Below are 25,513 nucleotides of genomic sequence, written 5' to 3'. Positions count from 1 at the left end.
CTACACCGCGGTGATGTCGCACCGCTCGGGCGAGACCGAGGACGCGACGATCGCCGACCTGGCGGTCGCCACCAACTGCGGCCAGATCAAGACGGGCTCGCTCGCCCGTTCGGACCGGCTCGCCAAGTACAACCAGCTCATCCGCATCGAGGAAGAGCTGGGCGATGCCGCGATCTATGCCGGCCGTTCGGTTCTGAAGAAGTAAGTTGTTGAATAGTGCGGGGAGGGGGAACCCTCTCCGCACCAATACGGGCCTTGCGCGGCGCGCATGGTTAAGCGAAAATCACCGCATGCGCTCGCGTAACGCCTCTCCGTTCCAGACTCTGCTTCGCCGGGCAGGCTTGCCCGCGCTCGCGCTGATCGCGGTGGGCTTCTTCGCCTATAACGCCGTGCTGGGGCCCACCGGCGTGATGGCGACCAAGCAGATCAAGGCCGAGTACGACCAGCGCAGCGCGGACTATGCCCAGCTCGACAAGAAGCGTGCGGCACTGAAGAATCGCGTCGAGCTGCTCGATCAGAAGCGCGGCGTCGACCCCGATCTGGCCGATGAGCTGGCCCGCAAGCAGCTCAATGTCGTCCGTCCGGACGAAGTGGTGATCCCGCTCGACAAGCAGGCGCCGGCCCCCAGCGGGCGCTGATTGCGTTTGCTGCAATGCAACGTACAAAAACCGCATTTCTGCTTGCATAAACCGCAATTGCCGTAGCGGCACGCGAACGGCACGCGCTATCCGCGCGTTAGTTGCGCGGCGGGTAAAAACGCGCTTATAGGCACCCGCCTTCCCCCTCCCCGGACGAGGATTTCCTGTGGCCAAAGCACCGGCACGCAAAACGACTGAACCCGCAAAGACCAATCGCGAACGGCCCGACGAGCCGAAGCGCTATGAGGCTTCGAAGGAGCAGCTGCTCGAATTCTACAAGCAGATGCTGCTGATCCGCCGCTTCGAGGAGAAGGCCGGCCAGCTCTATGGCCTCGGCTTCATCGGCGGCTTCTGCCACCTCTATATCGGCCAGGAAGCCGTTGCGGTCGGCCTGCAGTCCGCGCTCGACGGCGAGAAGGACTCGGTGATCACCGGCTATCGCGACCATGGCCACATGCTCGCCTATGGCATCGATCCCAAGGTGATCATGGCCGAGCTGACCGGCCGCGAGGCGGGGATCAGCCGCGGCAAGGGCGGCTCGATGCACATGTTCTCGACCGAGAAGAAATTCTACGGCGGCCACGGCATCGTCGGCGCGCAGGTATCGCTCGGCACGGGCCTGGCCTTCGCGCACAAGTATAACGACGACGGCGGCGTGACCCTGGCCTATTTCGGCGACGGCGCCGCGAACCAGGGCCAGGTGTACGAGAGCTTCAACATGGCCGAGCTGTGGAAGCTCCCGATCGTCTATGTGATCGAGAACAACCAATACGCCATGGGCACCTCGGTGCACCGTTCCTCGGCCGAGGATCAGCTGTACAAGCGCGGCGAGAGCTTCCGCATCCCCGGCATCCAGGTGGACGGCATGGACGTGCTCGCCTGCCGCGGCGCGGCCGAGGAAGCGCTGGCGTGGGTGCGCGCCGGCAAGGGGCCGATCATCCTCGAGATGAAGACCTACCGCTACCGCGGCCACTCGATGTCCGATCCGGCCAAGTATCGCAGCCGCGAGGAAGTCCAGGCGGTGCGCGACAAGTCCGATCCGATCGAGGCGGTCAAGCGCGAGCTCGAGGCGCTCGGCCTGAAGGAGGACGACCTCAAGCCGATCGAGGCGGAGATCCGCAAGCAAGTCAACGAAGCGGCGGATTTCGCGGAATCGACTCCCGAGCCCGATCCGGCAGAATTGTATACCGACGTGCTGGTGGAGGCGTATTGAGATGGCGATCGAACTCAAGATGCCGGCGCTCTCGCCCACGATGGAAGAGGGCACGCTCGCCAAGTGGCTCGTCAAGGAAGGCGACACGGTGAAGTCCGGCGACATCCTCGCCGAGATCGAGACCGACAAGGCGACGATGGAATTCGAAGCCGTGGATGAAGGCACGATCGCGTCGATCGTCGTCCCCGAAGGCACCGACAATGTGAAGGTCGGCACCGTGATCGCGACGATCGCGGGCGAGGGCGAGGCTGCGGCCCCCGCGCCAGCGCCTGCTGCTGCGCCGGCACCGAAGCATGAGCCCGAAGTCGCGGCCAAGGCCGAGGCGGCGCCGGCCAAGCCTGCCGCGGCGCCCGTCGCCGCTGCCGACCCCGAGGTTCCCGCGGGCACCGAGATGGTCAAGCTCACGCTGCGCGAGGCGCTGCGCGACGCGATGGCCGAGGAGATGCGGGCTGACGGGCGCGTGTTCGTGATGGGCGAGGAGGTCGCGGAGTATCAGGGCGCGTACAAGGTGACGCAGGGCCTGCTCGAGGAGTTCGGCGACAAGCGCGTGATCGACACGCCGATCACCGAATATGGCTTCGCGGGCGTCGGCACGGGCGCGGCGATGGGCGGCCTCAAGCCGATCGTCGAGTTCATGACCTTCAACTTCGCGATGCAGGCGATCGACCACATCATCAACTCGGCCGCCAAGACCAACTATATGTCCGGCGGCCAGATGCGCTGCCCGGTGGTGTTTCGCGGGCCGAACGGCGCCGCCAGCCGCGTCGCCGCGCAGCACAGCCAGAACTACGGCCCCTGGTACGCCAGCGTCCCCGGGCTGATCGTGATCGCGCCCTATGACGCGGCCGACGCCAAGGGCCTGCTCAAGGCGGCGATCCGCACCGACGATCCGGTGGTGTTCCTGGAGAACGAGCTGCTCTACGGCCGCAGCTTCGAGGTGCCCAAGCTCGACGACTGGGTGCTGCCGATCGGCAAGGCCCGGGTGATGCGCTCGGGCAAGGACGTGACGATCGTCTCCTATTCGATCGGCGTCGGCGTCGCGCTCGAGGCGGCCGAGACGCTGGCGGGCGAGGGGATCGACGCCGAGGTGATCGACCTGCGCACGCTCCGCCCGCTCGACAAGGCGACGGTGCTCGCGAGCCTGAAGAAGACCAACCGCATGGTGGTGGTCGAGGAAGGCTGGCCGACCTGCTCGATCTCGTCGGAGATCGTCGCGATCGCGATGGAGGACGGCTTCGACGACCTCGACGCGCCCGTGCTGCGCGTCACCAACGAGGACGTGCCGCTGCCCTATGCCGCCAACCTCGAGAAGCTGGCGCTGGTCAACCCGGCGAAGGTGGTCGAGGCCGTGAAGAAGGTGACGTACAAGGGGTGATTGCGCCTGAGCGCGATCCCCTTCCGACCAAACCCCGACTGTCATCCCGGCGAAAGCCGGGACCCAGGGTCACGAGCGATGACCTCTGCTGCCCTGGGTCCCGGCTTTCGCCGGGATGACGATTTGTTTTGAAGGGGCGCGGTGGGTAGCGCGCCGATCCAAGGCTCAGCAGGTCGAGGCGGTGACCCCGGTCACCTGATACACCCCGTTGGTCCCGCCGGTCGTGTCGCGGCGGTCGCGGACCATCATCGAGGCGGTCTCGTCGAACTCGGTGGTGGGCGAGAGCGATGTCTGGATCAGCGGCTTGTAGACGAAGCGCACCTCGACGAACATGGTGACGCCGCTCGCCGGCGCGATCACCTGCCGGCCCGTCGGGCCCACGCCCGCGAGATTGTCGGCGCCCGCCACGCCATAGTTCGAGCCCATCGTGGTCTTGCTGCCTTTGCAGCGCTGCCAGCGGATCCGGTACTTGCCGCTGTGATTGGGATCGGGCTCGATGCTCGACACGATCACGCGGCCGTTGGTGAAGAGCCCGAGCTCGCCGGACTGGAGGTCGGCGCCGGCGAGCAGATCGTTGATATCGGATTCGCTGATCGTCTTCGCCTGGAGCTGGCTGCCGCTGCCGATGCGCGCGGCATTGTCCGCGAGCATCAGCGCGATCTGGCTCATCCGCATCTTGGTGATGACATAGTTGGTGAGCTCGGCGCCGCTCAGCGTGATCGTCAGGAAGATCGGCAGCGACAGCGCGAACTCGAGGAGAGCGGCGCCGCTCGTGTCGTCGCGCATCCGGCGCAGGGCACGGGCGATGCGGCTCATGTGCAGTTCCTCACGACGGAGTCGGCCTGGTCGCCATAGGGCTGGTTGCGCAGGATCGTCTTGGCGGTGACCACAGTGGTCTGCGCGCCACCGATCAGATTGTAGATCGGGAAGATGCGCGGATAGCTCACCGACACCGAATAGACGACCGCGTCCTTGGCGCCGCCCTGGTTCGCGTTGATCGAGCCGGTCGCGTCCCACTGCTTGTTGCCGTTGGTGTCCTCATAGGGTTCGCCATTGTCGCAGCGGCCGTTCGCATTGGTGTCGGTCCAGGGCTCGAACTTGTTGGACGTCGCGTCGGCATAGTCGTGGAAATAGCTGCGCGTGATCGTCACTGTCGCATTGTTGGCGAGCGCGCGGATCTGGTTCGAGACCTTGGCGTCGAGGTTCGACTGGGTCGTGGTATCGAGCCCGGTCTCGAGCGACGCGTCGCGCGCGACCTTCTGGACGATGCCCTGCAGCGCTGCGCGCATGTAGAGCGTGTGGCCGACGTCGAACGCGCCGAGCAGCACCAGCCCCATGACGGGCGCCACGATCGCGAATTCCACGATCGTGGCGCCCTTCTCGTCACGCGCAAGCGCGCGCAGGAACCGGCGGGAGAAGGCGGGCGTGGCGTACCGCCTATGATGGGAGACCTGCCGGGTCATCGGGTCAGCCGCAGCTGCGAGATCTGGTCGGCGATCGACTTGAAGGTCGACTGGATCGTCGCGGCATTGGTGGCGTTGAAATAGCGGCCCGAGGTGGCGCAGGCGGTCATCCGCGTCACCGTGCTCGACGAGAGCGTGCCGAAGGTGATCACCCAGAGCGTGATGTTCTTGTTCTTGATCGCCGTGCACAGCGCCGCGGTGCGCGCATTGACCTGCGCGGTGAGCGTGCCGGTGTCGGTGCAGCCGTCGGTCGGCGCCGAGGAGGCATCGGTCTGGCGGCGGTCGAACCAGGCGACGCCATAGGCCTGGTAGTTGCCCACCGAGGTGCAGGGATCGCCGTCGGTCATGAAGATCAGGTGGCGCTCGATCTCGCCGCCGCCGGGATTGTCCGAGGTCGGGAGCGTATAGGCGTTCTCGCTCGCGAAGATGCCGGTGGGCGACATCAGCCGCGCACCCCAGAGCAGGCCGATGTCGTGATAGGTGTTGCCGTTGGCAGTGAGGCTGTCGACATAGGTGTCGAACGCGTCGGGGTCGGTCCAGGCCTGAAGCTTCTTGGCCTGGGTCGGGCATTGGTAGGACGAGCCGTTGACATAGTCCGAGGTCGAATAGACTTCGTCGGTCGTATCGTTCGGGCCGGTATAGGTCCAATAGGACGAGCCACCCCACCAGCCGCCGGGATCCTGCGGCGTGTAGATCATGTCGTCGAGCACCGGCCCCCAAAGGGTGGATGCATCGCTCTGGCTGGGCACCAGGTCGATGTTCAGGTCCTTCGCGCCGTCGGGGATCGGATCGTAGCTGGATTGCTTGACCGTCGCGCGCTCCTCGACGCAGCCGTCCCAGGTGATCGTCTTGGAGGTGCCGTTGCTACCGATCGGCAGCGTGAACGAGCTGTTCCAGTTGGTGCCGTTCTTCAGCCCCGAGATGTCCTGGGTGATCCGGCCGTAATGCCACTGCTTGAAGGTGTAGGTGGTCTGCGCCACGCCCTGGTCGACGCGCCTGTAGGTGGTCGTGGCGGTACCAGTGGCCTGCCGCGTGTCATAGTAGCAGAGCTTGCTCGGATTGCCGGTATAGCTGTCGTAGCGATACTGCGTCTTCACGATCGGCTGGTCGACCTTGTAGGTGACCGTCTGCACACCGTTCGACGTCGAGGTGTTGACGTTGTACGGGCTGCCGGCCGAGCCGTTGTTCTGCGTCGCGGTGTCGGCGGGAACGTTGTTCTGGCAATTGGTCGAGGATGTGCCCGACTTCGAATAGGCCTTGTCCTGCCAGTTGCCGGTGCCGGTCCAGTTCTCGGTGGGGCCCGAGGTGACCGTGGGCGTACCCTGGTTGGGATAGGTGTAGGTGGTGTTCGCGTTCCACTGCGCCTCGCGCGACTGGTAGGGCCAGCTGTTCGCGAAATAGCTGGTGGGCAGCAGCTTGCCGACGTTCACATTGGTGGCATAGGGCACGAAGCCGAAGCGGATCTGCACCTGGTTGCCGGTGCCGCCGCTGGGATTGCCGGTGGTGCAATTCTCGTCGGTGTCGAGCCGCGCGACGATCTCGTAGAAGCATTTCACCGCCGACTTGAGCGACTGGAGCTTGGTCTTGCTGTCGCCCGAGGGCGTGTCCCCCATCGACCCGGTGGTGTCGAGCACGAACATCACGTCGGTGTTCGGCAGCCGCATTTCGGCATCGCAGGTGACGCTCAGCACTTCCTCGGTGCGCCCGAAGATCCGCATCAGCGTCATCGGCACGGTCGCCGACGCCGTACCGGTCACCTTGCCGGCATTCTCGCTGAAGCTGCGCGTAACGCCGGTCGCGCCGTAGGCGGCGCTGTTGTAGTTCGAATCGAAGAACTGGACGGCCTGGGTATTGGGATAGTTGGAGACGCCGTTGACGGTCTGTGCCCAGGTCCCGCCGCCCATCGTCTTGCGCCCGGCGAGCGCGCCGGCGTCACAAGCGTGTTGCAGCCGCGTCTTGACGATGTACAGGCGCGAGATGTCGACGCCGCCGCCCACCAGTCCCGCAAGCGGGATCAACGCGATCGCCATGATCGCGATGGTGTTCGCACGAACGTCACGGATCAACCGCGTGAGGAAGGTTCCCGGCGTGGCCATGTCGCGCTGCTTCTGCCCCATCGATCCGTTCCCGATCCCCGATCCGGAACAGCTATGACCCAAGTGTCGCTAACGGGCTTTCAACGGCCGTGGTTAATTCCGGATTGCATCTCCGGATCGGATTTGTGCGGAGCATGACGATCGAGGACCCCGAACGCGCGCTCGCGATCAGCTATGCGCCGCGGCACGCGCAGGCGGCGCTGGGGGCGCTGTTCGCGCTCGACGAGTCGCTGGCGACGCTGCTGCGCACCACGACCGAGCCGATGCTGGGGCAGATGCGGCTGACCTGGTGGCGCGACCGGCTGATCGGGCTCGACGAGGGTCCGCCGCCGGGCGAGCCGGTGCTCCAGGCGATCGCGGGCGAAGTGCTGCCGCTGGGCATGCGCGGCGCGGCGCTGGTGCCGATCGTCGAGGGCTGGCACGAACTGGTCGGCAACGAAGCGCTCGATCGGGCGGCGCTCGAGCGGTTCGCGGCTGGGCGGGGGACGTTGTTCGGGATCGGCGGGCAGCTTTGCGGTGCGGCTTCCGGCGATCCGCTCGCGGCGGCGGGGCAGGGCTGGGCGCTCGCCGACCTCGCGCGGCATCTGAGCGATCCGGGCGAGGCCGGGCTCGCGCGCGAACTCGCGGGAGCGTGGCTGGCGGAGGCGGCTGCGGCGCGCTGGAGCCGGGGCGGGCGGGCGTTCGGCGCGCTGGCGCATCTCGCGCGGATCGACCTGGCGCTGCCGGCCGATGCGCCGGCGCCGGTGGGCGCGCCGGGGCGGGTCTGGCGGATGCTCTGGCACCGGCTCACCGGGCGCTAGCGGAGAGTTGCATCCAATTTCGAGCAGGTTGCATTCGATTCGGACCTCGATTGCGATAGCGTGACGATCGGAACGGCCGAAGGGGAGACCGGCGATGTGGCGCTATTGGGTGGGCGGCGGTGCGGCGCTGGTGCTGGCGCTCGCGGGGATGTTCCTGTTTCGCGGCAGTGCGGCGACCGAGGCCAAGGTGCCGCCGGCGCCGCATGCGGCCGCTGCGCCGGCGGGATCGGCGGAGGCAGCGCTGCCCGAGGAAGTCCCCGCCGCCGATGCGCGGACGCGCGAGCAGAAGCGCTTCGACCGGATCGACCGCAACAAGGACGGAATCGTCGGCAACGACGAATATTTCAAGCTGCGCCACACGCTCTTCGCCAAGATGGACAAGGACCATGACGGCAAGCTGAGCTTCGAGGAATGGGCCTATCGCGGCATCGCGCGCTTCGAGGGGGCGGATGCCGACAAGTCGAACACGCTGACCCGGGCAGAGTTCGCGACGACCGCGGTGAAGCGGCGGGCGGCGTCTTCGCGGGGGAATTGCAGCTGCGGGAAGCCGGCACCGGCGCCGGTTGCTGCGACGGCCGAAGAGGATGGGGACGGGGAGGAATGAGGTCCTCGGGTCGCACCGGGACTTAGGGTGAGGTTGGAGAGAGGTTTGAAGCCGGGGTGACGGGCGTCGTTGGCGGAAACGCCCAGCCTCAGCTCTGATTGTCGATACGAGCCAAGCCCGCAGCAGGGTGCCCCGCTTCGCGCCTTTGCGCGAACAATCCGCTACTTTCTTCGTGGCAAGTCTCGCCTTCGGCCCGCGTGATCGCCACGGACCGACGGCGCTCTTGCGGCCCCGGATCGGCCATGGGATGACCGATCGATGGAAGGATTGCTCTGGATAGTGCTGGCAGCAACCGCCGCGGGGCAGCAAAGCCGTCCGCCGCCGCCGGTTGCGCCACCCGTGCCCGTCCGCGTCGATTTCGAGGAAGTCCGCCGGCAGGTCGCGCTCGAGCAGCGCGCCGCCTTGCGGAAGGCCGCGCGCTCGCAACGCATCGTGACGCGCAGCTTCTCGGTCGGCTGGGAGGTGCACCACGGCCTTTTCCTCGTGCCGGCGAACGCCGCCAATTGGCTGGCGGCGGACTGGCTAGTGCCCGACTTCCTCGCGCCGGGGCTGGGCGACCGCCTTGCGGCGGCGGCGGCGTCGCCCGGTGCCGCGCACGCCGGGCAGCGGCTCGTCTGCCGCTGCACGGGCGTCGAATGGAGCTTCCACGACCAGAAGCGCTTCCTGGTCCGCGAGGCCGAGCTGAGCTGGAACTAGCGGGCGCTCGGTTCCCGCCGCCGCCGAGCCTCAGCCCGCCATCCACCCCTTCAGTGCCTCGCGCGCCCGGGCGGTGTACAAAAGCTTGCGGTCCGCCTTCTTCGCGCGCTGGGTGATCGGCGGGAACAGCCCGAAGTTGACGTTCATCGGCTGGTAGGTCTCCGCTTCGGCCTCGCCGGTGATGTGCGAGAGGAGCGCGCCAAGCGCCGTCTCGCGCGGCGGCGGCGCCAGCGTCTCGCCGCGCAGCTCGGCCGCGGCGAAGCGGCCGGCGAGCAAGCCGATCGCGGCGCTCTCGACATAGCCTTCGCAGCCGGTGATCTGCCCGGCGAAGCGCACATGCGGCGCCGATTTGAGCCGCAGCGTCCCGTCGAGCAGCTCGGGCGACTTGATGAAGGTGTTGCGGTGCAGGCCCCCCAGCCGCGCGAACTCGGCGCCTTCCAGGCCCGGGATGGTGCGGAACAGCCGCACCTGCTCGGCATGCTTGAGCTTGGTCTGGAAGCCGACGATGTTCCACAGCGTGGCGCTCGCATTGTCCTGGCGCAGCTGGACGCAGGCATAGGGCCAGCGCCCGGTGCGCGGATCGTCGAGCCCGACGCCCTTCATCGGGCCGTAGCGCAGCGTGTCGAGCCCGCGCGACGCCATCACTTCGATCGGCATGCAACCTTCGAAATAGGGGACATTCTCCCACTCGCGATATTCGGTCTTCTCGCCGGCGAGCAGCCCCTCGACGAAGGCGACATATTGGTCCTTGTCGAGCGGGCAGTTGATGTAGTCGGTGCCGCTGCCTTTGTTCCACCGCGACTGGAACCAGGCGGTCTCCAGGTCGACGCTCTCGCGGTGGACGATCGGGGCGATCGCGTCGAAGAAGGCGAGGCTCTCCTTGCCCGTCGCCGCGCCGATGCTCGCGGCGAGGCCTTCGGCAGTGAGCGGGCCGGTGGCGACGATCGTCATCCCCGCCTCGGGCAGCCGGTCGACGCGCTCGCGGACGATCTCGATGTTGGGATGGCCTTCGAGCGCGGCGGTGACGCCCTCCGCGAAGCCGTCACGGTCGACCGCGAGCGCCGAGCCGGCGGGGACCTTGTGGACATCGCCCTCCCGCAGGATCACCGATCCGAGCGCACGCATCTCGGCATGGAGCAGGCCAACGGCGTTGCTGTCGGCATCGTCCGAGCGGAAGCTGTTCGAGCAGACGAGCTCGGCGAGCCGGTCGCCGTGGTGCGCGGGCGTCGTCGAGCCGCTGCCACGCATCTCGGAAAGGCGGACCTTGTACCCCGCTTCGGCGAGCTGCCACGCGGCTTCCGAACCGGCGAGACCGCCGCCGATGATATGGACGTGATGAGTCATGAAGCGGCGGGCCATAGCGCGCCGCTTGGCATCAGGCCAGCGGTGCGGCATCACGGGCGGATGGAGAGGCGATTTCTGTTCGCGGCGGCGCTGGTCGCGGGATCATCCTATTATCTGTCGCACTGGCTTCCCGTCTCGGGCGCGCTCGAGGTGGCATGGAAGGGATCAGGCGTCGGGCTGCTCGCGCTCTGGGCGGCGACGCAGGCGCGCTCGACCGACGGCTGGCTGATCGCCGCGGTGACGGCACTGGGCGCGGCGGGCGACGTGCTGCTCGAGACGCATGGGCTGACGGTGGGGGCGCTCGCCTTCCTCGCGGGGCACGTCACGGCGTGCGTGCTCTACATCCGCAACCGCCGCGCGACGATCGAGCTGGCGGTGCCGATCGCGCTCGCCGTGGCGCTCGCGGCTTGGCTGCTCCCCAGCGATCGGACCGCGGCGACCGGGATCGCCGTCTATGCGCTCGGACTCGGCGCGATGGCCGGGACGGCGCTCAACAGCCGTTATCCGCGCGCGATCGTCGGCGTGGGCGCATTGCTGTTCGTGCTCTCCGACCTGCTGATCTTCGCACGGCTCGGCCCGCTGGCGCATTCGCCCTTGCCGGGGCTGCTGATCTGGCCGACCTATTTCGGCGGCCAGGCGTTGATCGCCTGGGGCGTCGTGAAGGCCGAGCGCAGATGAAGATCTTCACCATCGGCTACGAGGCCACGACGATGGCCGAGTTCCTCGCCGCGCTGAAGGCGGCCGGGGTCGAGCAGGTGATCGACGTGCGCGCGGTGCCGCTGTCGCGCCGGCCGGGGTTCTCGAAGAACATCCTCGCCGCGAGCCTCGCCGAGGCGGGGATCGGTTACGTCCACCTCAAGTCGCTGGGCACGCCAAAGGAAGGCCGCGACGCCGCCAAGAAGGGCGACCGCAAGACGCTGGAGCGCGTCTACGACGTCCAGCTCGGGCTGCCCGAGGCGCAGGCCGAGGCGGCGCGGATGCGCGCGCTCGCTGCGGAGAAGCCCTCGGCATTGCTCTGCTTCGAGCGCGAGCCCTCGCATTGTCATCGAACCCTGCTGCTTGCCGCCGAAGGCGAGGGCGCCGAGGTGATCGACCTGTTCCCCTGAGAGGAGTGCCATGCTCGACCATATCGGCATCGCCGCGAGCGACTTCGACGCCTCGCGCCGCTTCTACGAAGCCGCGCTCGCGCCGCTGGGGATCGGGCTGGTGATGGAAGTCACGCCCGAGGAGAGCGGCGGCTATCACGGGCTGGGGCTGGGCAAGGGGGTCAAGCCTTTCTTCTGGCTCGGCAACTTCGGCCCGCGCGGCGCCGGCATGCACATCGCCTTCGCCGCCGGGACGCGGGCGGAGGTCGATGCCTTTTACGAGGCCGCGATCGCCGCGGGTGGGCGCGACAACGGCCCGCCGGGGCTTCGGCCACACTATCATCCCAACTATTACGGCGCCTTCGTGCTCGATCCCGACGGGATCAACGTCGAGGCAGTGTGCCACAAGCCCGAATAGCGGCGACAATCGAGTCCGTTTCGCGCGGTATCGGCCCGCGAGGTCCGCGCCATGATAGCCTGCCCCCTTTGCGCGGTCCGAAGAGGCCGCGAAGGGGAGGCACCGATGCGCAGCAGCAATGCCCTGATCGCCTATTGGCTTCCGACGGTGGGGATCGGGAAGAAGCCCGCGATCCACTATGTCCATGTGCCGCTAACCGAAGTGCTCAACTATCGGCGAGCGGACGGGACGCCGCAGGTCGACGTGGTCAACCTGGGTGGCTGCACCTTCAACGTCGCGGAGGATTTCGACACCGCGCCTCTGTGGTTCGATCCGGTGCTGCAGACGACGTTGCAGAGCGGTGCGGTCGCACAGCTCCAGGGGGCGGGGATCAAGGTGCTGCTCACCATCCAGGGCTCGGGCAACCTGCCCGGCACGCCGATGGGCTGGGAATCGGTGACGCCGGCGCAGCTCCCGATCCTCCTCGACTATATCAACAACCAGATTCTCGGCAGCGACGGCTATAATCTCGACGGGATCGACGTCGACGACGAATGGGGCCCCTCGGGGCCGTATCTCGAACCCACGATGACCGCGCTGGGCAAGAGCTTCAACGGCCAGCGGATGCTCACCCAGGCGGTGACCAGCGGCTATGAGGTGCCGGCTGATGCCAAGCCCTATGTCAGCTTCGTCAACACCATGGTCTATGGCGACGATTTCTGCGGGCTGGTGAGCGGCTATCAGTCGTGCCTCGACGCGGGCTTCGCGCCGGGCCAGGTGACGATCGGCGTCAATGCCGGTCCGGTCGCGCAGGGCGGGGGCGGCTTCACTTCGGTCGCGACGACCGAGGCGGCGACTGCGTGGCAGCCCGATGGCGCGACCAAGCTGGGAATGATGCTCTGGACCTTCAGCCAGGACATCCAGCAGTTCACCGCCAATCCGCAGAACCAGCCCGACAAGCTCTACCCCAACGCCGACGACCACAGCTGGCAGGCGGCGATCATCGCGGTGATGCAGGGGGAGAAGGTGACGATCCCGACCTGCGAGCCCGAGGCCTGCTGAGCGGCGGGCTCAGCCAGCGACGGGGAGCATCACGCTGCCGTCCTCGGTGCGCTCGAGCGGCTGCCAGGCGATCACGGTCTCGAGGTCGAGCGGCGCGTAGAGGTGGGGGAAGAGCTGGCCGCCGCGCGACGGTTCCCACTTCACCTTGTCGCCGAGCGCCTCGAGATCGACTGCGGCGATCCAGAGCTTGTCCTGTCCGGCAAAATGTTTGTCGGCGGTCTCGGTGACCTGCGCGGCGGTCGACATGTGGACATAGCCGTCGGCCAGGTCGATCGGCGCGCCGGCGAAGCTGCCTTCGCGCTCGAGGGTATCCATCTGGTCGGAGGTGAGGATCTTGTAGGCGATCAGGTCCATGGGGGTTCCACCGTTAGCGCGTGATCGGGTTCGATCGAAACTCAACCGTCATCCCGGCGAAAGCCGGGACCCAGGGCAGCAAGCGGCGTCCTCCGTAACCCTGGGTCCCGGCTTTCGGCGGGATGACGATTCAGGACGGGCAACCACGGCCCAGGCTTCCCTTCGGGGGAGATGCCTGAGGAAGGATCACTCGTCCGACGCCTCATCGATCGAGGGGTCTTCGCCCGAAGCGAGATCCTCGCCGATGGTTCCATCGGGCGTCGGTTCGCCGCCGACCGGGCCGTCGCCAAGGTTGGCTTCGGCCTCTTCCTCATTCTCCTCGATCCGCGCGGCCGACACGACATGCTCGTTGTCCGCCACGTCGAACAGCCGGACGCCCGCCGAGCCGCGGCCGGTCACGCGCGTGTCGCCGACGTTCATGCGGATCAGCTTGGCCTGGTCGGTGACCAGCATCAGCTGCTCGCCGTTGTGCGCCGGGAAGCTCGCGACCACCGGGCCGTTGCGCTTGAGGTTGTCGATGTTGGTGATGCCCTGGCCGCCGCGGCCGGTGCGGCGGTATTCATACGCCGACGAACGCTTGCCATAGCCGTTGGCGCAGACGGTGAGGATGAACTCCTCGGTCTCGATGAACTCGGCCATGCGCTCGGGGCTGAGCGTGATCTCGCGCTCGCCTTCCTTCCAGGGGGCGGCCTTGAGATAGGCGTCGCGCTCCTCGGTGCTGGCGTCGAAGCCGCGGAGCACCGAGAGCGAGATGACTTCGTCGTCGCCGAGCAGCGTGATGCCGCGCACGCCGGTCGAGCTGCGGCTCTGGAACTCGCGCACTTCGGTCGAGGCGAAGCGGATCGCGCGGCCGCCGCGGGTGGCGAGCAGCACGTCGTCGCTCTCGTCGAGCAGCACCACGCCGATCAGCCGGTCCTCGGCATCCTCGCCTTCGAACTTCATCGCGATCTTGCCGTTCGTGGGCACGTTGGTGAACGCGTCCATCGAGTTGCGGCGCACCGAACCCCTGGCGGTGGAGAACATGACGTGGAGCTTGCCCCACTCATTCTCGTCCTCGGGCAGCGGCAGCACCGCGGAGATCGTCTCGCCGGCGGCGAGCGGCAGCAGGTTGATCATCGGCCGCCCGCGCGTCGCCGGCCCTCCCTCGGGCAGGCGCCAGACCTTCATGCGATAGACCTTGCCCGCGGTGGAGAAGAACAGCACCGGCGTGTGCGTCGACGTGACGAACAGGTGGGTGACCGCATCCTCGTCCTTGGTGGCCATGCCGGCGCGGCCCTTGCCGCCGCGGCGCTGGGCGCGGAACGTGTCGAGCGTCGTGCGCTTGATATAGCCTTCCATGGTCACGGTGACGACCATGTCCTCGCGCTCGATCAGGTCCTCGTCCTCGATCCCGTCGGCGGCGGCGGCGATCTCGGTCTTGCGCGGGGTGGCAAACTGGTCGCGCACCGCGATCAGCTCCTCGCGCATCACTTCGTAGAGGCGCGCGCGGTTGGCGAGGATCTCGAGCAGCTCGGCGATCGAATCGGCAAGGCCCTTCAATTCGTCGCCGATCTCGTCGCGGCCGAGCGCGGTGAGGCGATGCAGGCGCAGGTCGAGGATCGCGCGGACCTGGGTGTCCGAGAGGCGATAGGTGTCGCCGGTGACCTCGACTTCGACCGCCTCGACGAGGCGGATATAGCCTGCGATCTCGGCGATCGGCCAGTCGCGGGCGAGCAGCGCCTCGCGGGCCGCGGCGGGGCTCGACGAGCCGCGGATGATCTTGACGACTTCGTCGAGGTTGGTGACCGCGATCACCAGGCCGAGCAAGATGTGCGCACGGTCGCGGGCCTTGGCGAGCTCGAACTTCGAGCGGCGCGTGATCACTTCCTCGCGGAACTTGACGAAGCTCTCGACGATGTCGCGCAGGTTCAGGAGTTCGGGGCGGCCGCCGCGGATCGCGAGCATGTTCGCCGGGAAGCTCGACTGCGCCGGGGTGTGGCGCCAGAGTTGGTTGAGCACCACTTCGGGCGTCGCGTCGCGGCGCAGGTCGATGACGATGCGGACGCCCTGGCGGTTCGATTCGTCGCGGATGTCGCTGACGCCTTCGACGCGCTTGTCCTTCGCGGCTTCGGCGATCTTCTCGACCAGCGCGTTCTTGCCCTGCTGGAACGGGATTTCAGTGAGCACGATCGAGCGCCGCTCGCCGCGCTGCTCGAAGGTATGGCGGCTGCGCACCATGATCGAGCCGCGGCCGGTCTGATAGGCATTGCGCGTGCCGCCGCGGCCGAGGATCAGCGCGCCGGTCGGGAAGTCCGGACCGGGGACGATCTCCATCAGCTCCTCGACGGTGATTCCGCCGTTCTCCATATAGGCGAGGCAGGCGTCGATCACTTCGCCGAGATTGTGCGGCGGGATGTTGGTTGCCATGCCCACCGCGATGCCGCCGGCGCCGTTGACGAGCAGGTTGGGGAAGCGCGCGGGGAGGACCGTCGGCTCCTGGTAGGAACCGTCGTAATTGTCCTGGAAGTCGACCGTGTCCTTCTCGATGTCGGCGAGCAGCGACATCGCCGGCTTGGCGAGGCGCGCTTCGGTGTAGCGCATCGAGGCGGGCGGATCGGGGTCCATCGAGCCGAAATTGCCCTGGCCGTCGACCAGCGGCACGCGCATCGACCAGTCCTGCGCCAAGCGGGCCAGCGCGTCGTAGATCGCGGCGTCGCCGTGCGGGTGGTAGTTGCCCATCACGTCGCCGACGATCTTGGCCGACTTGCGGTAGGGCCGGCCGGCGACGAAGCCGCCTTCCTGGCTGGCCCAGAGGATGCGGCGGTGGACGGGCTTCAGGCCGTCGCGGACGTCGGGCAGCGCGCGCGCCACGATCACGCTCATCGCGTAATCGAGGTACGAGGTCTTCATCTCGTCGACGATCGAGATCGGCGTAATGTCGGAAGGGTCCGCGAGGACGATCTCGTCGGTCAAAGGCTTCGGCTTTCCGGGGCTATGTTACAAATGTGCGGCCGCTCTAGCCGCGCCGGGGAGCAATGCCAAGCCTCGCGTACGCGCGTGCGCGTGCGCGGTCATTCCGGGAAGGCCGTGATGCAGCTTTCGGTGAGCGCGGTCAGGCTGCCGAGCTTCGCGGCGGTGCTCATCGCCTGCCCCACCATGCGCTTGATGTCGTCGGCAGTGTAGATTCCGTGCGCGTGATAGTCGTCGTCGCTGGTCAGCTTGGCGAATCGATCGGCGACGGGCGTCAGCCGGTCGAACGTGCTGCGGTCGCCGGATCGCTGGCCATGGACGTCGGCAAGACCCCGGGTCATCGACGCGACCGTCGAGCAGAGCTGGGCGCGCTCGAACCGGTCCTGCGGCAGCGCGATCGGTGCGGCGCGCCAGGCGACCGGCCAGGCGTTGCGGCAGGCCTCGGTCGACGGACCGGCGCCTTGCTTGCGCGCGATCGCCGCGTCGTGGATCGACTGGCTCGCGGCGTAGAAACGATCGACGAAATCCTTCTCGCTCGACTCGTTCGCCGCGATCAGCGCGAAGCTCATCGCCAGCGCCGTCTGGTCGAAATCCGCCTTGTCGGGCATGCCGAGCGCCGTTGCACCGCATTCGATCGCGGTCGGCGCAGGCGCGGCCTGGAGCAGCAAGGCGAGCAGAAGCGACATGGATATGAATCCTCCCCCGCGCTTTCTTCCGGTACGATCGGCGACAGCGCAAGCCATTCAATCTGCGTTCACCCGAGCCCTGCCACCGATTGGAAACACGCGTCCGCTTGAATGCCGCCGTGCGCCCAACTAGAGCGTGGCGCGAAGTTTCCCTGCTGCCGACCCGAGAGGAGAGGTCCCCAGTCATGAAGATGGTTTCCCGTTTCGCGCTCGCCGCCATGTTGTCGCTGGGCGCGGTGTCCCTCACGTCCGCCCCGGCCTTCGCCCAGAAGAAGGGCGAGCAACAGAAGCCCGACGAAGCGACGGCCAAGCTGCTGACCCAGCTCAGCCCCGAATATCGCAAGCTCGCCGGGGCCGCCGAGACGTCGATCGGCAAGAGCGACTGGGCCGCTGCCGACACGGAGCTCGCCGCCGCCGAGGCGGTCGCGAAGAACGACGCCGAGAAATATTTCGCGGCGCGCATGCGCTACACGATCGAGTTCAACCGCAAGTCGGACGATGGCATGGTCAAGGCGCTCGACGCGCTGCTCGCCAATCCGAACACACCGAAGGAGCTGATCACCGGACTCACCTATTCGCGCGGCGAGATCCCCTTCCGCCAGAAGAAGCGCGCGGAGGCGCTGCCGTTCCTGCTCAAGGCCCGCGAACTGGGCTCGACCGAGCAGGGCCTGCAGCTGATGATCGCGCAGAGCTATTTCGACAGCGGCAACCTCAACCAGGGCGTGGCCGAGCTGGGCAGCGCGATCGACAAGGAAAAGGCCGCGGGCCGCAAGGCCCCCGACGACTGGTATAACTTCATCATCCAGCGGCTCTACAAGGCCGGCGACCGCACCGCGACGACGCTGTGGCTGACCAAGCAATTCTCGGACTATCCGAAGCTCGACACCTGGCACAAGATCGTGATGCTGTACCGCGAGAGCAAGGACAAGGCGGGCACGCCGCTCGACATCAAGCAGAAGATCGACCTCTACCGCCTGCTCCGCGCGACGGGCGCGCTGGCCGACGTCAACGATTACGGCACCTATGCCCAGGCGGCGGTGAACCGCGGCATTCCGTGGGAATCGCTCGCGGTGATCGACGAAGGCCTGAAGGCACAGAAGTTCACGCTCGAGGAGCCTTCGATCGCGGCGATCAAGGCGGCGGCGGTGAAGGCCTCGGCGAACGACAGCTCGCTCGACACCTATGCCAAGCAGGCGGCCGCGGCGCCGACCGGCAAGGAAGCCGCCAATACCGCCGAGGGGTATCTCGGCTCGGGCAACTACGCCAAGGCGGTCGAGCTCTACGACATGGCGCTCAAAAAGGGTTCGGTCGACAACGACGAAGTGAACCTCAACCGCGGCGTCGCGCTCTATCGCCTGGGCCGCAAGGACGAGGCCAAGGCGTCGTTCGACGCGGTGCAGGCCGGCGTGCTCAAGGACATCGCCAAGTTCTGGATCACCTGGATCGAACTGCCCGCGCCGCCGACCGCCTGAGGTCGGCCGGACGGCTGAAGGAAAGGGGCGGCCGTTGCGCCGCCCTTTTTCGTTGGAGAAAAAATCGTCATCCCGGGGAAAGCCGGGATGACGGAAGAAGAAAGTAGCCGGTTAGCGGCCTCAAGCCTCCGGAACCGGAACCCCCGGCAGCGCCTTCGAGGTGCGGATCGTCAGCGAGGTCTTAACATGTTCGACGTTGGGCGCGGGCGTGAGCCGCGTGGTCAACAGCCTCTGGAAGCTCTGCAGGTCGGTCGCGACGATCTTGAGGATGAAGTCGATCTCGCCGTTGAGCATATGGCATTCGCGGACCTCGGGAATGCTCGCGACCAGTTCCTCGAACGCGCGCAGGTCGGCTTCGGCCTGGCTGCGCAGGCTCACCATCGCGAAGACGGTGAGGTTGTAGCCGAGCGATTCGGGCTCGAGCTGCGCGTGATAGCCGCGAATCACGCCTTCCTGCTCGAGCGCGCGGACCCGGCGGAGGCAAGGCGGCGCGGTGAGGCCCACGCGCTCGGCCAATTCGACATTGGTCATCCGGCCTTCCTCCTGCAAAAGTGCCAGAATCCGCATGTCGATTTCGTCGAAACGCATCCGCAACCTACTCCCTGTTCGATTCGTGCCGCTTTCTTCTGCCGACCATAAGATTCTTACGCGGCAACGCAATTGTCTCACATTGCGACGTTCCGAAATGAGCTGTTCCCCTGACCCCGCCACAGGACTTAAGGAATTCTTACCCGGGCGCGATGCCGCGCGCGGGGAGGGATGGGCGACTTGCGCTTCGACGACACTCTGGAGACCGTTCTGGCGGGCGATCTGGGCTCGCCTTCGGGCGTGTGCTCCGCCTGGCGCCAGCTCGTCGACCTGATCGGCCGCCGCCGCTTCGCGCCCGACGTCCGCGCGCTCACCTTGCTCCGCCGCATTCGTTCGCAGGTGCCGCTCGCGGTGCGCGCGGCCAGCGCGAAGGGGCTCGAGCTCGCCAATCCGCCATCCGCGCTGGTGCGGCTGCTCGCGGTCGACGAAGTTCCGGTGGCGGTGCCCGTGCTCAAGAATGCGCGGATGACGACCGCCGAGTGGATCCAGCTGCTCCCCGATCTGGCGCCCGCGGGCCGCGCGGTGCTGCGCAACCGGCGCGACCTGAGCCCGGTCGTGCGCCGTGCGCTCGAGAGCTATGGCCCGATCGACTTCATCCTGACCGACGAATCGCGGCGGCACGAGGCGGCGGAGGCGGTCGAGTCGAGCGACGGGGCGGCCCAATTGTTCGAGTCGACGCCGGAAATCGAGTCCGAACCGGTCGAAACCATTGCCGAAGCGGAGGAAATTCCCGTGGTCGAGGAACCCGAGACCGAGCCTGCGCTCGCTGCGGCGCTGCCGCTCCCGCCGATCACGATCTTCTCCGAATCGCTCGCGGCGCGATTCGGCCTTCACTCGCCGGTGGTCGCGGCGCCCCAGCACCCTCTCGGTGCCGAGGCCGATCCGGAGCAGGTCGTCACGATGGTCGAGCAGTTGCTCCGCGCCGTGTCGCACGATCCGGACGCGCCGTCGCTCGACGGTGCCGCACCGCTGATGGACGGAGAAGCGGTCGATGGCGTGGCTGCATTCGAGTCTGCCGGGGAAGGTCCGATCGTGATCCCGGCCGAGATGCTCGAGCCCGAGCCCGAGGAATTGGACGGCGCTCCGGTCGCCAACGGCCTGCTCGATCACGCCGCGCCCGTGACCGAGCCCGAAACTGTCTTCGAACCCGAGCCCGAACCCGGTCCTCAGCCGGCCGCCGAAGCAATCGTTTCGCCCCCGATTTCCGCCGCACCGGCGCGTCCCATGCCGCGCGAACGGATGGTCGACTGGACGGACGTGCTCGCGGCGCCCACACCGGTCGTGGTCCCGCCCGTGGTGGTGGAACTGCCCCGGCCCGAGTCGCGACCGGCACCCGAGCCGGTCGCGGTCGAAGCCGAATTGCCGCCCCCCCTCGAGCCGGTTGAACCCGCTGTTATGGAAGAAGATTTCTCGTTCGTCGCGCTTGCCGGGATTGCCGCCGCGCTCCCGAACACGACGATTGTCGAGCGTGTCGAAGCCCAAATTCAACCGAAGCGGGATCAATCCGGGACAGTCGGGTCAGCTGTCCCGGAACGGTCGATTGCGGAGGCGAAACCACCGCTACAGGGTCCGGATGCGACAACGTCAGGGGATCGTACGGTGTTGGATGAAGGGCAGATGCTCGATCGCGCGAGCGAAGCCCCCGCGGCGGCGGAAGGGGACGGCCCCTTCGAGATCGCCGAGGTGGTCGCGCGCATCGACGCTTTCTGGCGCAATCGCGACGAAGGCGCCGTCGACGCGCCCGTGCGCGCCGTGCGCCAGGCGAACCAGTTCCGCTTCGAGACCGATGCCAAGGGCGTGATCCGCTGGGTCGACGGCGCCTCGCGTGCGCCGATCATCGGGCTCAGCCTCGATTCGCCCGCAGCGCTCGGCGGGCTCGCCGGCTCGCGGGTCGACGGCGTCGCGACCGGCGCCTTCCGCCGCCGCGCCGGCTTCTCCAACGCCCGCCTCGCGATCGAAGGCGATTCGGATGCCTCGGGCGACTGGCTGATCTCCGCGATCCCGGTGTTCGACCCCGCCAACGGCCGCTTCACCGGCTATCGCGGCACCGCGCGCCGCCCGCGCGTCGACGAGCGCGCCGAGCCGCTGCGCAACCCCGCGGCCGCCGCGCCCGATTCGCTGCGCCAGCTGGTCCATGAACTGCGCACGCCCACCAATGCGATCGCCGGCTTCGCCGAGATGATCGAGACGCAGATGCTGGGGCCCGTTTCCGATCCCTATCGCGAGCGCGCCCAGGTGATCCGCGCCCAGGCCAAGGAACTGCTCGGCGCGATCGACGATCTCGACCTTGCCGCGCGGATCGACAGCGCCGCGCTGTCGCTCGTCCCCGGCCGCGTCGCGCTGCGCCCCTTGCTCGCCACCATCGCCGACGACCTTGGCCCGCTCGCGGCGCTGCGCGGCTCGGCGATCGCGCTGCCGATCGCGGACCTCGCGGTAAGCGGCGACCGGCGCGCGGTCGAGCGGCTGCTCGCGCGGCTGCTCGCGACGCTCGTCTCGGCGAGCGGTCCCGACGAGCGGATCGGCGTGCGCACCTCGCTCGACGGCGACGAGGTGGTATCGATCGCGATCGACCGTCCGCGCGCACTCTCCGACTATCCCGGCGATTCGGTGCTCGGGCTCGACGACGAGCGCGAGGATTCGAGCCTGCTCGGCACGGGATTCGCGCTGCGGCTCGCCCGCAACCTCGCGCGCGAGCTCGGCGGCAGCCTGGTGATCGAACCCGAGAGCTTGACTTTGCGGCTTCCGGCCTCCGTAAACGGACAGGTGGGACAGGCAAATCTAAGCTGATGCGGTGACAGGCGCCGCACGCGGATACCGAGTTCCGGCGCCGGAGCCCGAGGCGGCCGTCGCCTGGCCCCAGGCCTTCGGCACGCGCTTCCTCGTCTTCGTCGACACCGAGGAGGAGTTCGACTGGCGCTTGCCCTTCAGCCGCGACCGCCACGGCGTCACGCATGTGACGGCGCTCCCCACGGTCCAGGCCCGCTTCGCCAAGCGCGGCGTGCCGCTGACCTGGCTCGCCGACTATCCGATCGTCGCGTCGGACGAAGGTGCGGCGGTGCTGCGCGAGCTGGTGGCGGATGGCGTTTCGGAAGTGGGCACGCAGCTCCACCCCTGGGTGAACCCGCCCTTCGACGAGGAGCTGAGCGGCCCCAACAGCTTCGTCGGGAATCTTCCCGCGGCGCTCGAGGAAGCCAAGCTCGCGAGGCTTACCGAAGCGATCGAAGCCGCGGTGGGGCGGCGTCCGCGCATCTACCGAGCCGGCCGCTACGGGATCGGGCCGCACACGGCCGGGATCCTTGCCCGGCTGGGCTATCGCGCCGATTGCTCGGTGCGCGCGTGCTATGATTATACATCCGAAGCCGGCCCCGATTTCGCGGCGGTCGGCAACCCGGCCTATCGCTTCGGTCCGGAGAACAGCCTGATCGAGCTGCCCTTCTCGACCGTCTTCACCGGCATGCTGCGCGGGCAGGGCGAACCGCTCTACCGAACCCTGGGCAAGCTCCCGCGGGGCCGCGGCGTCGCGGCGAGGCTCGGGCTGCTCTCGCGGGTCTCGCTCACCCCCGAGGACATGCCGCTTGCCGACGCCGAGGAAGCGGTGCGCGTCGCGCTGGGGGAGGGCGAGCGGCTGCTGAGCTTCGCCTTCCACTCGCCCTCGGTCGTCCCCGGCCACACGCCCTATGTGCGGACCGAGCGCGACCTCGTCGACTTCCACCGTTGGTGGGATCGCATCCTGGCGCTGCTCGACCGCCTCGGCGCGAAGCCCGCCAGCCTCGGCGAAGTGCTTGCCGCTGCCGAAGACGCTTGATGCCGCTCGTGCGCCCGCGCTATCGCCGGCCGGGGTGGGGCCTGTAGCTCAATGGTTAGAGCTGGCCGCTCATAACGGCTAGGTTGCGGGTTCGAGTCCTGCCGGGCCCACCAACCCCCGTCGTGCGTTGGGCTTCGAACGAAACAACCGACGGCAAAGGGGCCGCATGCAGCAAGAAGCGTCGTCGCGCACCGCCAAGCTCGCCAAGCAGTTCGGCCCCGGCCTCGTCACCGGGGCGGCGGACGACGATCCCAGCGGCATCGCCACTTATTCGCAGGCCGGCGCGCAATTCGGTTTCCAGCTCCTCTGGACCATCGTCCTCACCTATCCGCTGATGACTGCGGTCCAGCTGGTGAGCGCGCGGATCGGGCGGGTGACCGACCATGGCCTGGCGCACAACATGTGCCGCATCCTGCCGCGCCCGCTGGTGCTGGGGCTGGTCGCGCTGCTGTTCGTCGCCAACACGATCAATGTCGGCGCCGACCTCGCCGCGATGGGCGAGGCGGCACAGCTCGTGACGGGCGGGAACCCGAATGCTTTCGCGGTCGGCTTCGCGCTGCTCTCGCTGCTGCTCCAGCTGTTCATCCCCTATCACCGCTATGCAGCGGTGCTGAAGTGGCTGACCCTGGTGCTGCTCGCCTATGTCGCGCTGCTGCTGATGATCCACGTCGATTGGAGCTCGGCGCTGAAAGGCATGGTCTGGCCGACGCTTGCCGGCGCGGGCGCGGTGACCACGGTGGTGGCGATCTTCGGCACGACGATCAGCCCCTATCTCTTCTTCTGGCAGTCCAGCCAGGAAGTCGAGGAAGTCGACCGTGACGACGACAAGCATGCGCTCACCGAGGCGCCGGAGGAAGCGCCCGAGGAGTTCGGCCGGATCCGCGTCGACACCTTCGTCGGCATGGCGGCGTCGAACCTCGTCGCACTGGCGATCATGATCGGCACTGCCGCGACGCTCCACGCCTCGGGCAAGACCGACATCCAGACCGCCGCCGAAGCTGCCGAGGCGTTGCGGCCGGTGGCGGGGCAGTTCGCCTTCCTGCTCTTCGCGCTGGGGATCATCGGTACGGGGCTGCTCGCGGTGCCCGTGCTCGCCGGATCGGTCGCCTATGCCGCGGCCGAGACCAACGGCTGGACCTGCGGGCTCGAGCGCACCCCGCGCGAGGCGCCGGGCTTCTACGGCGTGATCGCCGCCTCGGTGCTGCTCGGGCTGGCGATGTGCTGGCTGCCGATCGACCCGATCAAGGCGCTGTTCTGGAGCGCGGTGGTCAACGGCGTGGTCGCGGTGCCGATCATGGTGGTGATGATGCTGGTGGTCGGCCGCAAGTCGCAGATGGGCGACTTCACTGCGCCGCTGCCGCTCAAGCTGTTCGGCTGGGCTGCGACCGGCGTGATGGCCGCGGCGGCGCTGGCGATGTTCGCGCTGCCGCTGATGGGGATGGGGTGATGGTCGGGGAGACAGGATTCGAACCTGCGACCCTCTGCTCCCAAAGCAGATGCGCTACCAGGCTGCGCTACTCCCCGACGGGCGAACCCCTTAGAGGGCGCGCCGCCGGCCCGCAACCTCAATGGACCGACGGCATCGCTTCGAGCCGCACGCCGCGCGTCTCGGGGTAGAAGCGCAGCACGCAGACCGTCATCGCCGCCATCATCGCGGCGAAGAACAGGAACGGCGCGCCGGCCGAGACCGCCGCGACCATTGGGAAGACCGCGGAGATCAGCGCGTTGAGCAGCCAGTGCGTGCCGCTGCCCAGCGCGGCGCCGCGCGCGCGGACCTCCTGGGGGAAGATCTCCGAGATATAGGTCCAGATCACCGCGCCCTGGCTCATCGCGAAGAAGCCGATGAAGCCGATCAGCGCCGGCAGCAGCAGCGGCCGCGGTGCCAGGCCGAACATCACCGTGGCGGTGAGCAACAGCGACACGGTCAGCCCCATGCCGCCGATCGCGAGCAGCCTGCGTCGGCCCAGCCAGTCGGCGCCAGTGATGCCGAGCACCGTGAAGCCAAGGTTGACCAGCCCGATCGCCACCGCCTGCCAGGCCGCCGATAGCGCGCCGTAACCCGCGGCGGCGAAGATGTCGTTGAGATAGTAGAGGATCGCGTTGATCCCGCTCAGCTGGTTGAACGCGGCGAGGCCGGTGGCGAGCAGGATCGGGCGGCGGTGGCGCGCGAAGGAGAGGCGGGTTCCGGGGGCCTCGGCCGCGTCCATCGCCGCGCTTGCGATGCCGAGCGCTTCGCAGGCCGCGCGCGCCTCCTCATGGCGGCCCTTGGCGGCGAGCCAGCGCGGGCTGTTCGGGATCAGCCAGAAGAGCAGGAGGAGCAGCAAGGCAGGGACCGCGGCGACGCCGAGCTTCCAGCGCCAGGTCGCCTCGGTTACCCATTCGCCGATCAGCGCATTGCTCAGATAGGCGAGCAGGATGCCGCTCACCACGCTCAGCTGGAAAAGCCCGACCAGCCGTCCGCGCCGCGCCGCCGGCGAGATTTCGGCGATGTAGACGGGCGCGAGCACCGACGTGCCGCCGATCGCGATTCCGCCGACCAGCCGCGCGAGCGCGAACGACGTCCAGTCCCAGGCAAGCGCGCAACCGAGCGCCGAGACGAGGTAGAAGAGCGCCATCACGCGCAGCCCCGCGCGGCCGCCCCACCGGTCGCCCGGCGCGCCGATCCCGAAGGCGCCGGCGAGCGTGCCCCAGAGCGCGATCGACACGGTGATCCCAAGCCAGGCGTCGGAAAGCCCGAAGACGGTGCGCAAGTCGCCGGTCACGCCTGCGATCACCGCCGTGTCGAAGCCGAACAACAGCCCCGAGAGCGCCGCCGCGCCGATGCTGAAGGCGAACAGCAGCTTCGTGCCGAGCTTGGTCATGCGACGATCCTCCCCCCGGGGCCCG

General features: G+C 67.9%; 23 protein-coding genes, 2 tRNA genes and 1 pseudogene. 16 read left to right on the top strand and 10 right to left on the bottom strand.

The features are described 5' to 3' along the window. The 4 genes and pseudogenes from eno to J7495_RS03910 all read left to right on the top strand — a co-directional run. Positions 1–205 (top strand): annotated as a pseudogene (eno, locus tag J7495_RS03925) (phosphopyruvate hydratase); the annotation flags it as partial. An 85-nt stretch (positions 206–290) separates the two neighbouring features. After that, the gene (locus tag J7495_RS03920) at positions 291–638 is read left to right on the top strand and encodes a septum formation initiator family protein (protein WP_294054770.1); all 348 of its coding nucleotides are present in this window, start codon (positions 291–293) and stop codon (positions 636–638) included. Between the two features lie 166 nt (positions 639–804). Next, positions 805–1,851 carry a pyruvate dehydrogenase (acetyl-transferring) E1 component subunit alpha gene (gene pdhA, locus J7495_RS03915; RefSeq protein ID WP_294054769.1) on the top strand — a complete coding sequence of 349 codons (1,047 nt, stop codon included), beginning with the start codon at positions 805–807 and terminating at the stop codon, positions 1,849–1,851. Between the two features lies 1 nt (position 1,852). Next, complete coding sequence (locus J7495_RS03910) at positions 1,853–3,226, top strand: pyruvate dehydrogenase complex E1 component subunit beta (RefSeq protein WP_294054768.1); 1,374 nt, start codon at positions 1,853–1,855, stop codon at positions 3,224–3,226. Positions 3,227–3,391: 165 nt separating this feature from the next. Here J7495_RS03910 and J7495_RS03905 read toward each other — a convergent pair whose 3' ends face one another. From J7495_RS03905 to J7495_RS03895, 3 genes are all read right to left on the bottom strand, one after another. Beyond that, on the bottom strand, positions 3,392–4,042 hold the full coding sequence (locus J7495_RS03905) for a TadE/TadG family type IV pilus assembly protein (RefSeq protein WP_294054767.1): 651 nt from the start codon (positions 4,040–4,042) through the stop codon (positions 3,392–3,394). Then, positions 4,039–4,590 carry a TadE/TadG family type IV pilus assembly protein gene (locus J7495_RS03900; RefSeq protein WP_294054766.1) on the bottom strand — a complete coding sequence of 184 codons (552 nt, stop codon included), beginning with the start codon at positions 4,588–4,590 and terminating at the stop codon, positions 4,039–4,041. Before J7495_RS03900 ends, J7495_RS03905 begins: the two co-directional genes overlap by 4 nt. A 95-nt stretch (positions 4,591–4,685) precedes the next feature. Beyond that, a complete protein-coding gene (locus J7495_RS03895) occupies positions 4,686–6,806 on the bottom strand; it encodes a pilus assembly protein TadG-related protein (RefSeq protein WP_294054765.1) in 2,121 nt (706 codons plus the stop codon). 113 nt (positions 6,807–6,919) lie between these two features. Here J7495_RS03895 and J7495_RS03890 point away from each other — a divergent pair, with 113 nt between their 5' ends. The 3 genes from J7495_RS03890 to J7495_RS03880 all read left to right on the top strand — a co-directional run bounded on the left by J7495_RS03890 (position 6,920) and on the right by J7495_RS03880 (position 8,885). Then, entirely contained in the window at positions 6,920–7,585 is a 666-nt protein-coding gene (locus J7495_RS03890; protein WP_294054764.1) for a squalene/phytoene synthase family protein, read from the top strand. Positions 7,586–7,679: 94 nt separating this feature from the next. Next, positions 7,680–8,189: an EF-hand domain-containing protein gene (locus tag J7495_RS03885; RefSeq protein WP_294054763.1), complete on the top strand. Its 510-nt coding sequence runs from the start codon at positions 7,680–7,682 to the stop codon at positions 8,187–8,189. A 279-nt stretch (positions 8,190–8,468) separates the two neighbouring features. Further along, entirely contained in the window at positions 8,469–8,885 is a 417-nt protein-coding gene (locus tag J7495_RS03880; protein WP_294054762.1) for a hypothetical protein, read from the top strand. Between the two features lie 30 nt (positions 8,886–8,915). Here the strand turns inward: J7495_RS03880 and trmFO are convergent, their stop codons facing one another. Then, positions 8,916–10,229, bottom strand: a complete 1,314-nt coding sequence (gene trmFO / locus J7495_RS03875; protein WP_294054777.1) for a methylenetetrahydrofolate--tRNA-(uracil(54)-C(5))-methyltransferase (FADH(2)-oxidizing) TrmFO — start codon at positions 10,227–10,229, stop codon at positions 8,916–8,918. A gap of 60 nt (positions 10,230–10,289) precedes the next feature. On the opposite strand from trmFO, the gene J7495_RS03870 reads away from it, so the two are divergent. The 4 genes from J7495_RS03870 (at position 10,290) to J7495_RS03855 (ending at position 12,773) form a co-directional block, all read left to right on the top strand. Further along, positions 10,290–10,907 carry a lysoplasmalogenase family protein gene (locus J7495_RS03870; RefSeq protein WP_294054761.1) on the top strand — a complete coding sequence of 206 codons (618 nt, stop codon included), beginning with the start codon at positions 10,290–10,292 and terminating at the stop codon, positions 10,905–10,907. Next, a complete protein-coding gene (locus J7495_RS03865) occupies positions 10,904–11,335 on the top strand; it encodes a DUF488 family protein (protein WP_294054760.1) in 432 nt (143 codons plus the stop codon). Before J7495_RS03870 ends, J7495_RS03865 begins: the two co-directional genes overlap by 4 nt. Before the next feature lie 10 nt (positions 11,336–11,345). After that, positions 11,346–11,732 carry a VOC family protein gene (locus J7495_RS03860; protein ID WP_294054759.1) on the top strand — a complete coding sequence of 129 codons (387 nt, stop codon included), beginning with the start codon at positions 11,346–11,348 and terminating at the stop codon, positions 11,730–11,732. Between the two features lie 105 nt (positions 11,733–11,837). Beyond that, on the top strand, positions 11,838–12,773 hold the full coding sequence (locus tag J7495_RS03855; RefSeq protein ID WP_294054758.1) for a hypothetical protein: 936 nt from the start codon (positions 11,838–11,840) through the stop codon (positions 12,771–12,773). Between the two features lie 9 nt (positions 12,774–12,782). Here J7495_RS03855 and J7495_RS03850 read toward each other — a convergent pair whose 3' ends face one another. The 3 genes from J7495_RS03850 to J7495_RS03840 form a co-directional block, all read right to left on the bottom strand. Then, the gene (locus J7495_RS03850; protein WP_294054757.1) at positions 12,783–13,127 is read right to left on the bottom strand and encodes a DUF952 domain-containing protein; all 345 of its coding nucleotides are present in this window, start codon (positions 13,125–13,127) and stop codon (positions 12,783–12,785) included. A 186-nt stretch (positions 13,128–13,313) separates the two neighbouring features. Beyond that, positions 13,314–16,079: a DNA gyrase subunit A gene (gyrA, locus tag J7495_RS03845; RefSeq protein WP_294054756.1), complete on the bottom strand. Its 2,766-nt coding sequence runs from the start codon at positions 16,077–16,079 to the stop codon at positions 13,314–13,316. 98 nt (positions 16,080–16,177) lie between these two features. Next, positions 16,178–16,762: a hypothetical protein gene (locus J7495_RS03840; RefSeq protein WP_294054755.1), complete on the bottom strand. Its 585-nt coding sequence runs from the start codon at positions 16,760–16,762 to the stop codon at positions 16,178–16,180. 185 nt (positions 16,763–16,947) lie between these two features. Here J7495_RS03840 and J7495_RS03835 point away from each other — a divergent pair, with 185 nt between their 5' ends. Further along, complete coding sequence (locus J7495_RS03835) at positions 16,948–18,234, top strand: tetratricopeptide repeat protein (protein WP_294054754.1); 1,287 nt, start codon at positions 16,948–16,950, stop codon at positions 18,232–18,234. Between the two features lie 120 nt (positions 18,235–18,354). Here the strand turns inward: J7495_RS03835 and J7495_RS03830 are convergent, their stop codons facing one another. Then, entirely contained in the window at positions 18,355–18,822 is a 468-nt protein-coding gene (locus tag J7495_RS03830) for an Lrp/AsnC family transcriptional regulator (RefSeq protein ID WP_294054753.1), read from the bottom strand. Between the two features lie 171 nt (positions 18,823–18,993). On the opposite strand from J7495_RS03830, the gene J7495_RS03825 reads away from it, so the two are divergent. From J7495_RS03825 to J7495_RS03810, 4 genes are all read left to right on the top strand, one after another. Further along, entirely contained in the window at positions 18,994–21,609 is a 2,616-nt protein-coding gene (locus J7495_RS03825; RefSeq protein ID WP_294054752.1) for a HAMP domain-containing sensor histidine kinase, read from the top strand. A 4-nt stretch (positions 21,610–21,613) separates the two neighbouring features. Further along, entirely contained in the window at positions 21,614–22,627 is a 1,014-nt protein-coding gene (locus J7495_RS03820) for a polysaccharide deacetylase family protein (RefSeq protein ID WP_294054751.1), read from the top strand. Positions 22,628–22,664: 37 nt separating this feature from the next. After that, positions 22,665–22,740, top strand: a tRNA-Ile gene (locus J7495_RS03815). A gap of 53 nt (positions 22,741–22,793) precedes the next feature. Beyond that, positions 22,794–24,074, top strand: coding sequence for an NRAMP family divalent metal transporter (locus J7495_RS03810; protein WP_294054750.1), 1,281 nt, complete (start codon positions 22,794–22,796; stop codon positions 24,072–24,074). Here J7495_RS03810 and J7495_RS03805 read toward each other — a convergent pair. Together J7495_RS03805 and J7495_RS03800 are read right to left on the bottom strand one after the other, a co-directional pair. Continuing rightward, a tRNA-Pro gene (locus J7495_RS03805) sits at positions 24,075–24,151 on the bottom strand. Between the two features lie 41 nt (positions 24,152–24,192). Next, on the bottom strand, positions 24,193–25,488 hold the full coding sequence (locus J7495_RS03800; RefSeq protein WP_294054749.1) for a sugar porter family MFS transporter: 1,296 nt from the start codon (positions 25,486–25,488) through the stop codon (positions 24,193–24,195). Positions 25,489–25,513: the final 25 nt, after the last annotated feature.

It is taken from the genome of Sphingomonas sp. (assembly GCF_017745215.1).
Lineage (GTDB): Bacteria > Pseudomonadota > Alphaproteobacteria > Sphingomonadales > Sphingomonadaceae > Sphingomonas.
The sequence above is the reverse complement of the archived record's forward strand: the minus strand, read 5'-3'. Positions and strand labels throughout refer to the sequence as shown.

What these genes read in the sequence shown, in the direction of transcription:
- J7495_RS03920 (WP_294054770.1), top strand. Translation starts at nt 291, where the DNA reads ATGCGCTCGCGTAACGCCTCTCCGTTCCAGACTCTGCTTCGCCGGGCA.
- J7495_RS03910 (WP_294054768.1), top strand. Translation starts at nt 1,853, where the DNA reads ATGGCGATCGAACTCAAGATGCCGGCGCTCTCGCCCACGATGGAAGAG.
- J7495_RS03905 (WP_294054767.1), bottom strand. Translation starts at nt 4,042, where the DNA reads ATGAGCCGCATCGCCCGTGCCCTGCGCCGGATGCGCGACGACACGAGC.
- J7495_RS03895 (WP_294054765.1), bottom strand. Translation starts at nt 6,806, where the DNA reads ATGGGGCAGAAGCAGCGCGACATGGCCACGCCGGGAACCTTCCTCACG.
- J7495_RS03890 (WP_294054764.1), top strand. Translation starts at nt 6,920, where the DNA reads ATGACGATCGAGGACCCCGAACGCGCGCTCGCGATCAGCTATGCGCCG.
- J7495_RS03885 (WP_294054763.1), top strand. Translation starts at nt 7,680, where the DNA reads ATGTGGCGCTATTGGGTGGGCGGCGGTGCGGCGCTGGTGCTGGCGCTC.
- trmFO (WP_294054777.1), bottom strand. Translation starts at nt 10,229, where the DNA reads ATGACTCATCACGTCCATATCATCGGCGGCGGTCTCGCCGGTTCGGAA.
- J7495_RS03870 (WP_294054761.1), top strand. Translation starts at nt 10,290, where the DNA reads ATGGAGAGGCGATTTCTGTTCGCGGCGGCGCTGGTCGCGGGATCATCC.
- J7495_RS03865 (WP_294054760.1), top strand. Translation starts at nt 10,904, where the DNA reads ATGAAGATCTTCACCATCGGCTACGAGGCCACGACGATGGCCGAGTTC.
- J7495_RS03860 (WP_294054759.1), top strand. Translation starts at nt 11,346, where the DNA reads ATGCTCGACCATATCGGCATCGCCGCGAGCGACTTCGACGCCTCGCGC.
- J7495_RS03855 (WP_294054758.1), top strand. Translation starts at nt 11,838, where the DNA reads ATGCGCAGCAGCAATGCCCTGATCGCCTATTGGCTTCCGACGGTGGGG.
- J7495_RS03850 (WP_294054757.1), bottom strand. Translation starts at nt 13,127, where the DNA reads ATGGACCTGATCGCCTACAAGATCCTCACCTCCGACCAGATGGATACC.
- J7495_RS03840 (WP_294054755.1), bottom strand. Translation starts at nt 16,762, where the DNA reads ATGTCGCTTCTGCTCGCCTTGCTGCTCCAGGCCGCGCCTGCGCCGACC.
- J7495_RS03835 (WP_294054754.1), top strand. Translation starts at nt 16,948, where the DNA reads ATGAAGATGGTTTCCCGTTTCGCGCTCGCCGCCATGTTGTCGCTGGGC.
- J7495_RS03830 (WP_294054753.1), bottom strand. Translation starts at nt 18,822, where the DNA reads ATGCGTTTCGACGAAATCGACATGCGGATTCTGGCACTTTTGCAGGAG.
- J7495_RS03825 (WP_294054752.1), top strand. Translation starts at nt 18,994, where the DNA reads ATGGGCGACTTGCGCTTCGACGACACTCTGGAGACCGTTCTGGCGGGC.
- J7495_RS03810 (WP_294054750.1), top strand. Translation starts at nt 22,794, where the DNA reads ATGCAGCAAGAAGCGTCGTCGCGCACCGCCAAGCTCGCCAAGCAGTTC.
- J7495_RS03800 (WP_294054749.1), bottom strand. Translation starts at nt 25,488, where the DNA reads ATGACCAAGCTCGGCACGAAGCTGCTGTTCGCCTTCAGCATCGGCGCG.